Annotated in this window: 8 protein-coding genes and 1 tRNA gene; 5 read left to right on the top strand and 4 right to left on the bottom strand. The window is 71.0% G+C overall.

What is annotated here, in order from left to right:
- On the top strand, positions 1-794 hold a 794-nt coding region (locus H9640_RS13700), incomplete at its 5' end, for a hypothetical protein (RefSeq protein ID WP_191791253.1).
- A 6-nt stretch (positions 795-800) separates the two neighbouring features.
- On the opposite strand, the gene idi is transcribed toward H9640_RS13700, so the two are convergent.
- From idi to H9640_RS13685, 3 genes are all read right to left on the bottom strand, one after another.
- Positions 801-1,400 (bottom strand): isopentenyl-diphosphate Delta-isomerase, encoded by a 600-nt coding sequence (idi, locus tag H9640_RS13695; protein WP_191791252.1) that lies wholly within the window; start codon positions 1,398-1,400, stop codon positions 801-803.
- Between the two features lie 193 nt (positions 1,401-1,593).
- Complete coding sequence (locus tag H9640_RS13690) at positions 1,594-2,949, bottom strand: permease prefix domain 1-containing protein (RefSeq protein ID WP_225227188.1); 1,356 nt, start codon at positions 2,947-2,949, stop codon at positions 1,594-1,596.
- Positions 2,946-3,317: a PadR family transcriptional regulator gene (locus H9640_RS13685; RefSeq protein ID WP_191791251.1), complete on the bottom strand. Its 372-nt coding sequence runs from the start codon at positions 3,315-3,317 to the stop codon at positions 2,946-2,948. The genes H9640_RS13690 and H9640_RS13685 overlap by 4 nt, the downstream gene beginning before the upstream one ends.
- Before the next feature lie 127 nt (positions 3,318-3,444).
- On the opposite strand from H9640_RS13685, the gene H9640_RS13680 reads away from it, so the two are divergent.
- Together H9640_RS13680 and H9640_RS13675 are read left to right on the top strand one after the other, a co-directional pair.
- Complete coding sequence (locus H9640_RS13680) at positions 3,445-4,113, top strand: helix-turn-helix transcriptional regulator (protein ID WP_191791250.1); 669 nt, start codon at positions 3,445-3,447, stop codon at positions 4,111-4,113.
- A gap of 178 nt (positions 4,114-4,291) precedes the next feature.
- Positions 4,292-6,628, top strand: a complete 2,337-nt coding sequence (locus tag H9640_RS13675) for a trypsin-like serine peptidase (RefSeq protein WP_191791249.1) — start codon at positions 4,292-4,294, stop codon at positions 6,626-6,628.
- Positions 6,629-6,718: 90 nt separating this feature from the next.
- Here the strand turns inward: H9640_RS13675 and H9640_RS13670 are convergent.
- A tRNA-Leu gene (locus H9640_RS13670) sits at positions 6,719-6,801 on the bottom strand.
- A gap of 291 nt (positions 6,802-7,092) precedes the next feature.
- Between H9640_RS13670 and H9640_RS13665 the strand changes: the two genes are divergently transcribed.
- Together H9640_RS13665 and H9640_RS13660 are read left to right on the top strand one after the other, a co-directional pair.
- Positions 7,093-7,797: an FhaA domain-containing protein gene (locus H9640_RS13665; RefSeq protein ID WP_191791248.1), complete on the top strand. Its 705-nt coding sequence runs from the start codon at positions 7,093-7,095 to the stop codon at positions 7,795-7,797.
- 10 nt (positions 7,798-7,807) lie between these two features.
- Positions 7,808-8,329 carry an FHA domain-containing protein FhaB/FipA gene (locus tag H9640_RS13660; protein ID WP_191791247.1) on the top strand — a complete coding sequence of 174 codons (522 nt, stop codon included), beginning with the start codon at positions 7,808-7,810 and terminating at the stop codon, positions 8,327-8,329.
- Position 8,330: the final 1 nt, after the last annotated feature.

The raw sequence follows: 8,330 nt of genomic DNA, 5'->3' as shown, positions 1-8,330 counted from the left end.
GCGGCCCCCACCACCACCCGACCCGAGGATCCCCCCTGAGCCCCGCGCCCCACCCCCTCAGCGACCGCGCGACCCGCAAGGTCCGCGCCGTCGCGGACCGCCACCGCCCGACCCTCGGCGAGCTGCGCCACGTAGAGTCGTGCACGCTCTCCGCGCGCGCGATCGGGACGGTCGCCGGGATCTTCGCCGCGGTCGTCGCCGTGATGGTCTTCAACGGCCGCGTCGTCGAGGTGATCGGGTTCGCCCTCTCGATGGGCCTGGTCCTGGCCGTGGTCCTGCGGTTCGTCGCGAGCGAGAAGCTCCTCGTGCTCGAACGCGGCCTCGTGGTCGGCTCGTTCGGCCCGTTCATGACGCCCTACGCCGTGCCCTACGCGGACGTCGACGCGCCGAGCGTCGCGGCGATCGTCGGGACCCAGCGCCCGGTGACGCTGCTCAAGGCCGACCAGGGGGCGTCCGCGACGAACCGGACCGCCTTGTGGTCGCTGCGGTCCGTGACGTTCGTCGGGCCGACCGCCGAGGCCTCCCGCGCGTTCACCCGGACCGGGACGTGGCAGCCGCAACCCGAGAAGCAGGACCTGTGGGTGTTCTCGGTGCGCGGCGCGCGGCGCCAGGAGATCCTCGTGCACGAGCTCGCCGCGGCCCTGCACCGGTCCGGCCAGCCGGGCGCCGAGCAGGTCATGGCGCACGCCCTGCCCGCGCGGCGGCTGCGCGTGAGCACCGCCGACGCCGACCACCTGCGCCTGCCCGAGAAGCTGCGCTCGACGAGCGTCCAGGTCGGCGCCCCGGTCGGCTGAGCCCGCTCAGCCCAGGGCGGCGGCCACCTCGGCCAGCAGGGGCGAGGCGGCGCCGTCGGACCCGCTCGCCGCGTCGCGCAACGCCGCGACCTGCAGGACCATCCACGGGCTGAACGCCCACGGCGTCGCGTCGACCGCGCTCCCCAGCGCGCCCGGCGCGGCCCACTCGAGCTCGGCGACCTCGTCCGGGTTGGCCGTCACGTCGCTCGCGGCGCGCGCGACGTACACGGGGCAGATCTCGTTCTCGACCACGCCCGACGCGTCCACGGCCCGGTACCGGAACCCCGGCACGGCGACCTCGAGGCCCTCGATCCGCAGGCCCAGCTCGTGCGCGGCGTGCCGCGTGATGGACTCCTCGGTCGTCTCCGTCCAGCGCGGGTGCCCGCAGAAGGAGTTGGTCCACACGCCCGGCCACGTGCGCTTCGACAGGGCACGACGCGTCACGAGGAGGCGACCTGCGCCGTCGAGCACGTAGCAGGAGAACGCCAGGTGCAGGGGCGTCTCCGTGGTGTGGACGTCGCTGCGCGCGAAGGTCCCGGTCCGGTTCCCCTCGGCGTCGACGGTCACGACGTGGTCGGCGGCGACGGGCACGTGCACGTCGGTCATGGCTCCTCCAGGGTCCTGCGGTGCTGTCGGGGGGGTGCACCGGTCGCAGGACCGGTGCGAGCAGCGCGGGCGCGGGCGCGCCCGGGGCATCCGGCCCCACTGTCACACACCGGACGAGAGGAAGGAAGTCCGTCCGGCAGGTGTCCCTCCCGGCCCGACGGCGCAGGGTCGCCCTGCGTCGTCGGGCCGCCGGTCAGACGAACCCGAAGACCGGCGGGAACACCACGACCACGACCGCCGCCCACACGGCGTACACCGGCAGGAACTGCGTCTGCCAGCGTCCGAGGGCCGCGAACGGGCGTCGTCCCCGCAGGAACGCGGTGAGGAGCAGTGCCGACCCCACGAGGTGCACGAGCAGCAGGAGGTTGAGCCCCAGGGCCGCGACCTTGTTGGGGCTGAACCCGAACTCGGCGATGCGGGTCAGCATCGCGGTGAGAGCGACCGCGTCGACCGCGAGCGCCGCGACGACCAGGGCGAGCAGCAGGGCGTCGAACAGGTGGGGCGGCGAGAGCGGGTCGCGTGCCGAGACCGAGTAGAGGAGCAGGCACAGGACGAGGACGAGGATCGCGTCCATGAGGATGAGGAGCCCGCGGTCGGTGTCGAGCAGGGACCCGGCCGTCGCGAGGACGACGAACAGCACGAGCAGCATCACGATCGTCAGGGGGGTGAAGACCCTGGTCAGGACCGGGGCGATGTTCTCGACGACGTTCTGCTTGGCCTCGACGAGCCAGGCCGCGACGACGAGCGCCCCGGGCACGGCGAAGGGCAGGACCCAGCCCTCGAAGAACGGCTCGGGGTCGATCCCGACGAGGTTGAGGGTCCCGAACGTGAGGCCGAGCAGGACGGCGCCACCCAGCGCGAGGAGCGTGAAGTAGATCGCGAGCTCGCCCGTGAACCGGGCGAAGTCCATGCGGCCGCTGTCCGAGCGCCACCGTCCACCGACGTACGCGATCCCCACGAGCGCCCACAGGACGACCGGGGCGTGCAGGGCGGCGAGGAGCAGGGTCGAGCCGTCCGCCTCGAATGGGTAGACGTTGAGCACGACCGCGAGCACTGCGAACGGGACCAGGAGCATCACGCCCACGCCCCACGTGAGGCGTCGCTTCCACGCGAAGTAGCCCGCGAGGAACGGGAGGACGAGCAGGCTGACGTTGCGCAGCAGGACGGTCTCGTCGCCGATCGTCTCGGCGGCGACCTTGACCGCGACGCCCGCGCCGACCGCGAGCGCGAGGACGACGGCGAGCTCGCGCCACGACCGCTCGCCCCGACCTGGCGTTCCGGCGTCCGGGACGAGCACGAGCTGCTTCCACAGGCGGTCGGAGTGCTCGCGCGCGAACTCCCGCGAGACCTCGTCGAGGTTGCCCATGCGCTTGACCGCCACGAGGAAGGCCTCGTCGCCGTCGAGGCCCGTCGCGGTCAGGTCGGCGACCTGCTCACGCAGGTGGTCCTCCATCTCGTCGACGTCGGCCGTGGAGATCGCCTGACGGCGCTGGACGTAGCTGCGCCACTGGTCGATCTGGGCCTCGAGCTCAGGGGTGCCGGGCATCATGCCCACCCCTCGGCCACGGCGCGGGGAGGCTGGGCGTCGCCCAGGTCCTTCCACACCTGCTGGAGCGCGTCGGCGACGACCTGCCACTGCGCGCGGCGCTCGGCGAGCGCTTCGTGGCCTGCGGGCGTCAGGGCGTAGTGCTTGCGCCGCCGCCCGACGTCGGACACGCCCCACGTCGCCTCGACGAGCCCGAGGCGTTCGAGCCGGTGGAGAAGGGGGTAGAGCATGCCGTCGGTCCACTGCATGTGGCCGCCCGAGAGCTCGTTGACGCGTCGGACGATCGCGTAGCCGTACGACTCCCCGTCGGCGAGGATGCCGAGGACGAGCGGCGTGGCCGAGGCGGCGACGAGGTCCTTGTCGATGTGCATGGTGCTCCAATACCTAGGACTGCTAGGGGTAACTAACCTAGCAGATCTAGGTATGGTGGCGCGGGCCCCTCGAGACGAGCACGGCTCGCGGTTGCCGACCCTCACGACCCGTGCCAGAAAGACGACCGTGGAGAACTCGCGGCCGAGCATCACGGTCCTCGCGCCGCACGGGACCGCCCTCGGCCCCGCGCTCCACGCCGGCCTCGTGGCCCGCGGGTGGACGGCCGACCTGCTCACCGTCTCCCGCGCCGACCCCACGCACCTGCGGACGAGGGCGGTCGTCGTCATCGAGGACGACGACGGCAACCCCCGGATGGGCCTGCCCACGTCCGGGTCGCTCACGACGTGCGTCTGCGTCGGCTCGGTGCGTTCCGTGTCGGTCCTGCTCACTCTCCACGGTCGCGGTGCCACGGTGCTCAACCAGTCCGCGTCCCTGCTCTCGCTGCTCCGCCTCGTCGAGAGGGCGCACCTGACGCCCGGACGGACCGAGCACGAGGCCGTCGCGTTCTCCCGCACGCTGCAGCGGCGACGCGACGAGAGCGCCGGCCTCGGCCGCCTGACCGCCGCCGAGAACGGCGTCCTGCGCGGCATGATCGCGGGCTTCAGCGCGGCGCAGATCAGCAACCAGCGCTTCCTCTCGACCCACACGATCCGCAGCCACATCAAGTCGATCCTGACCAAGCTCCAGGTCCGGTCCCAGCTCGAGGCCGTAGCCGTCGCCCGTCGGTCCGGCCACATGACCTGGCTCCACGACGCCCCGGCACAGTTCACCAATTCTGGTGAGGACGACACCTGACGCCGTCGAGCAGAGTGAGGAACGCACGACGACGTGCGCGAGGCTCCCGCCGAACCGCCCCCTCGGAGGCGGCGACCACGAGGCCCTCGCACCCACCCGGACCAGGGGACCGGTGATGCATCGATGACGAGCTGAGCACGACCATCCGTAATCACTCGAACACGCAAGGGGATCGATGATGAGACAGGTATCGAACACACAACCGACCACGCTCCTCAACACCACGGTCGTCGGCCAGCCCTGGCAGCCGAGCTACAAGCCGGGCCTCGGCGTCGACGCCGTGACCGGCCAGCTCCGCGCCTCGGCCGTCAAGCCGTTCACCGTCACGCCCAGCACGACCCAGAACCCCGAGTTCATGTACTCGTTCATCCAGGCGGAGAGCGACGTCCAGTCCCTCATCAGCGCCTCGCTGAAGGGCTCGTACAACATCGAGGGCATCACGGTCAGCGCCAGCACCTCGTTCCTCGACGAGCTCGCCGTCTCCGACCTCGCGGTGACCCTCGTCGCCGAGGTGTCCGTCGAGGACGGCCAGTACTCGCTCGCCCCGTCGTACGAGCTCGCGGTCGAGCCCGGACCCGGCTTCCGCGAGAAGTACGGCGACTACTTCGTGGCCGGCTACCGTTCGGGCTCCTCGCTGTACGTCACCTACCAGTGCCGGTTCACCAGCACCGAGCAGCGCACGAAGTTCTCGGCCGCCGTGGCCGCCGAGGTCCCCCAGGTGTTCAGCACCGAGGGAAGCTCGGCGTTCGAGAAGGTCGCCTCGGAGCACGGCGCGAACGTCAGCATCCACATCACCGCACGGGGGGTCAAGGGCAGCTTCCCCGACCCCCCGTCGGGATCGACGTGGACGGCCGAGACGATCGTCTCGACGCTCCTGCCCTGGTTCAACGGGGCCCAGACGCCCGCCCCGCTCGAGTCCTACCTCATGGCCTACCGCATGATCGACCCGTCGATCTCGGGCGAGGTGCCCATCAGCCCCGACGTCTTCTCGCAGGTCGGCTACCTCTACGGCCAGTTCTGGCTCGCCAGGAGCCGCGTCAAGACCTGCCCCGAGTTCGGCAAGAAGCTCGTGGACGACCCGTTCCGCAGGCTCGAGAAGGACCTCGAGGCCTACCAGTCGTCCCTCCCGACCGACCAGCCCCGGATCGAGGCGTTCACGGCGGACACCAAGCGGCTCCTCGGCGAGCTCGACGTCGTCGCCAACCGCCAGACGTTCTACACCCAGGTCGTCGCCGCGGCGAAGACCGAGCCGGCCGAGGGGGAGAACTTCGACGCCGACAAGGGCCGGGTGCGGTGGGGCTACGGGTTCCAGCGCGGCGACGCCCCGGGCATCGACGTGGCCAGCGTCACCCAGAACTACTCGGCCGACTGGAAGATCGGGTGGCGGGAGAACGTGTTCACGTTCCGCGACACCTCCAAGGTGATCGTCGGGTGGGACGTGATCTGCAACAGGACCGACAACGGCGGCGACTGGCAGAAGCGCAGCGCCACGATCATCGGCCGGAACAACGGCAACGTCTACGTCAAGAGCGACTACGACCGCGGCTGCAGCTGGACGATCGTCTGGTACACCGTCGACGCCAACCTGTACCCGGCCGGGCCGTGGACGCTGACCGCGACGCACGAGCCGGACTTCGTCGAGTCCGACGACGTCACCCGCGCACTCCACGCGGCCGACGCCGAGGGCACCGACTTCTGGACCCCCGAGCGGATGGAAGAGGCCGAGCCGCTCGACCGCTCGGTCACGATCGACCGGGACGCCCTGGCGGTCACCGAGGTCACCTCGGCCGGCGCAGGCGGCACGGTGTCCGGCACGGCCCCGTCCGAGGGCGGGCGGCTGGACCTGCTCGGCGCCGCCCAGACCGCCCGCGTCAAGGACCCCCAGTCCTTCCCCGAGCGGACCGTCGGCAAGCTCTTCTTCGTCATGGACGGCAAGCCGCACACCGCGTCGGCCGTCGTCGTCCACCGCTTCGGCATCATGACCGCCGCGCACTGCCTCGTGCTCGGGGGCAACCAGGCGACCGACATCGTCTTCGTCCCCGCCTACACGGCGGGCGCGGCCCCCTACAAGAAGTGGAACGTCACCCGGTCGGCGTGGCCCACCGCGTGGACCACGGACGAGTCGTCCGCGTGGGACCTCGGGCTGTGCATCGTCGCCCCGGACGGCGACGGGCGGGGCGTCGGCGACGTCGTCGGCACGGCCGGCGTCCGGTGGGGGCGCACGGGCACCACCTGGGACAACACGGGCTACCCGGCCCGCCCGACCCCCCGGTTCCCGTTCGACGGCGAACACATGTGGCACAGCCTCGGACGGCGCGTCGCCGACACCTTCCCGTCGACCGTCACCAAGGAGGACAACCTCACCGCCGGAGGCAGCGGAGGACCGTGGTTCACGACCGAGGACCCGCCCGTGGTGAACGGCGTCTTCAGCCGATACTCGGTCGAGGAGGAGCTCAACATCAGCCCCGAGTTCGCCGACTGGGTGGGGCAGTTCTACCACCACGTGTTCGGCTGACGCCCGCACGGACGTGCCAGGGCGGTCGCTGAACCCGCCAGGTACGACGAAGGCCCCGGATCGATGATCCGGGGCCTTTCGTACATCACGTGCGCGAGGGGGGACTTGAACCCCCACGCCCTTTCGGACACTAGCACCTGAAGCTAGCGCGTCTGCCATTCCGCCACTCGCGCGTGCCGCAGAAGATTATCACGAGAGCCGGTCCAGACCTGCATCGGTCGTCGGGCCACCCTCGGAGGGTCTTCCACAGGCGCTTCACCGGGGCCGAGCCCGGTGCTGCACCAGAGAGAACAGTACCCCGCTGCGGGAGGCGCCTCACGCACGGGGCACCCGATCTCCCCCTGATCTCCCCGTCCACTTCGGCCGATCACCGGCCCGGCGAGGCCCCGGGTCGTTACGATCTAGGTAGTCTGCCCGGGGACCGTGTACCCGGTCGAGGGAACGTCGATGAGGGAGGAGGTGGCATGGGAGTCCTGGATCGTTTCGAGAAGGGCGTCGAACGCGTCGTCAACAACGCCTTCAAGGTCGGGCGCAGCGAGGTCAAGCCCGTCGAGCTGGCGAGTGCTCTGCGTCGTGAGGTCGACGACCGGGCCGCGGTCGTCGACCGCGACCGGACGGTCGTGCCCAACCAGTTCACCATCGAGCTGTCGCCGGACGACTACGCACAGGTCGAGGGCTGGGGAGCGGAGTCGCTCGCCGACGAGCTCGCGGCCAACGTGACGGAGCACGCGGCCTCTCAGCACTACGCGTTCGTCGGCCCGGTGAGCGTGTCGTTCGAGCAGGACGACTCCCTGGACACGGGGCGTTTCCAGCTGCGGTCGGCGAGCGTGCGGGGGAACGTCGCTCCCGCGACGAGCTCGGCACCCAGCGCACGGCACCCCCTGGTCGACATCGACGGGCAGCGTTACCTGCTCACGGGTCCCGTCACCGTCATCGGACGCGGGTCGGAGGCCGACATCGTGGTCGACGACCCGGGTGTCTCGCGACGCCACCTCGAGATCCGCGTCACGCCCGACGGCGTGATCGCGACGGACCTCGGTTCGACCAACGGACTGTTCGTCGAGGGCCACCAGGTCCCGGCCGCTACCCTGCTCGACGGGAACAGCCTGACCATCGGGCGGACCCGCATCATGTTCTGGACGGGTGCGCCCGACAACGAGGATTGGTGATCCCCTCCGCATGACCGAGCTGACGTTCACCCTGCTGCGGCTGGGATTCCTGGTCCTCCTGTGGGTGTTCGTGTTCGCCGCGATCGGTGTGCTGCGACGCGACCTGTACGGCACCAAGATCACGGCACGCAAGGGCCGGAACACCCCCGAGGCGCGCTCTGCCGCTGCTGCGGCTCCCGCACGGGGCGCGGCCCCCTCCCGCGGAGCGGCCCCCTCGGCTCCGACGCCCGCGGCGCCGGCCGGACCCACGCGGCTCGTCGTGACGTCCGGTCCCTTGCGCGGCACCACGATCCCGCTCTCGGCGTCGTCGATCCTGCTGGGTCGCGCTCCGAGCTGCACCCTCGTCCTCGACGACGACTACTCGTCGTCCCGGCACGCCCGGATCTTCCCCCAGGGTGGCACCTGGTACGTGGAGGACCTCGGCTCGACGAACGGCACGTACATCAACGATCGACGCATCTCCGGTATCGAGCCCCTTCCTCCTGGCGTGGGCGTGCGGGTCGGTCAGAGCATCGTCGAGCTGCAGCGGTAGC

Origin of the sequence: Oerskovia gallyi (genome assembly GCF_014836745.1) — a bacterium.
GTDB classification, from domain to species: Bacteria; Actinomycetota; Actinomycetes; order Actinomycetales; family Cellulomonadaceae; genus Oerskovia; species Oerskovia paurometabola.
Note: the sequence above shows the minus strand (reverse complement) of the source record. Positions and strands in the feature narration are given on the sequence as shown.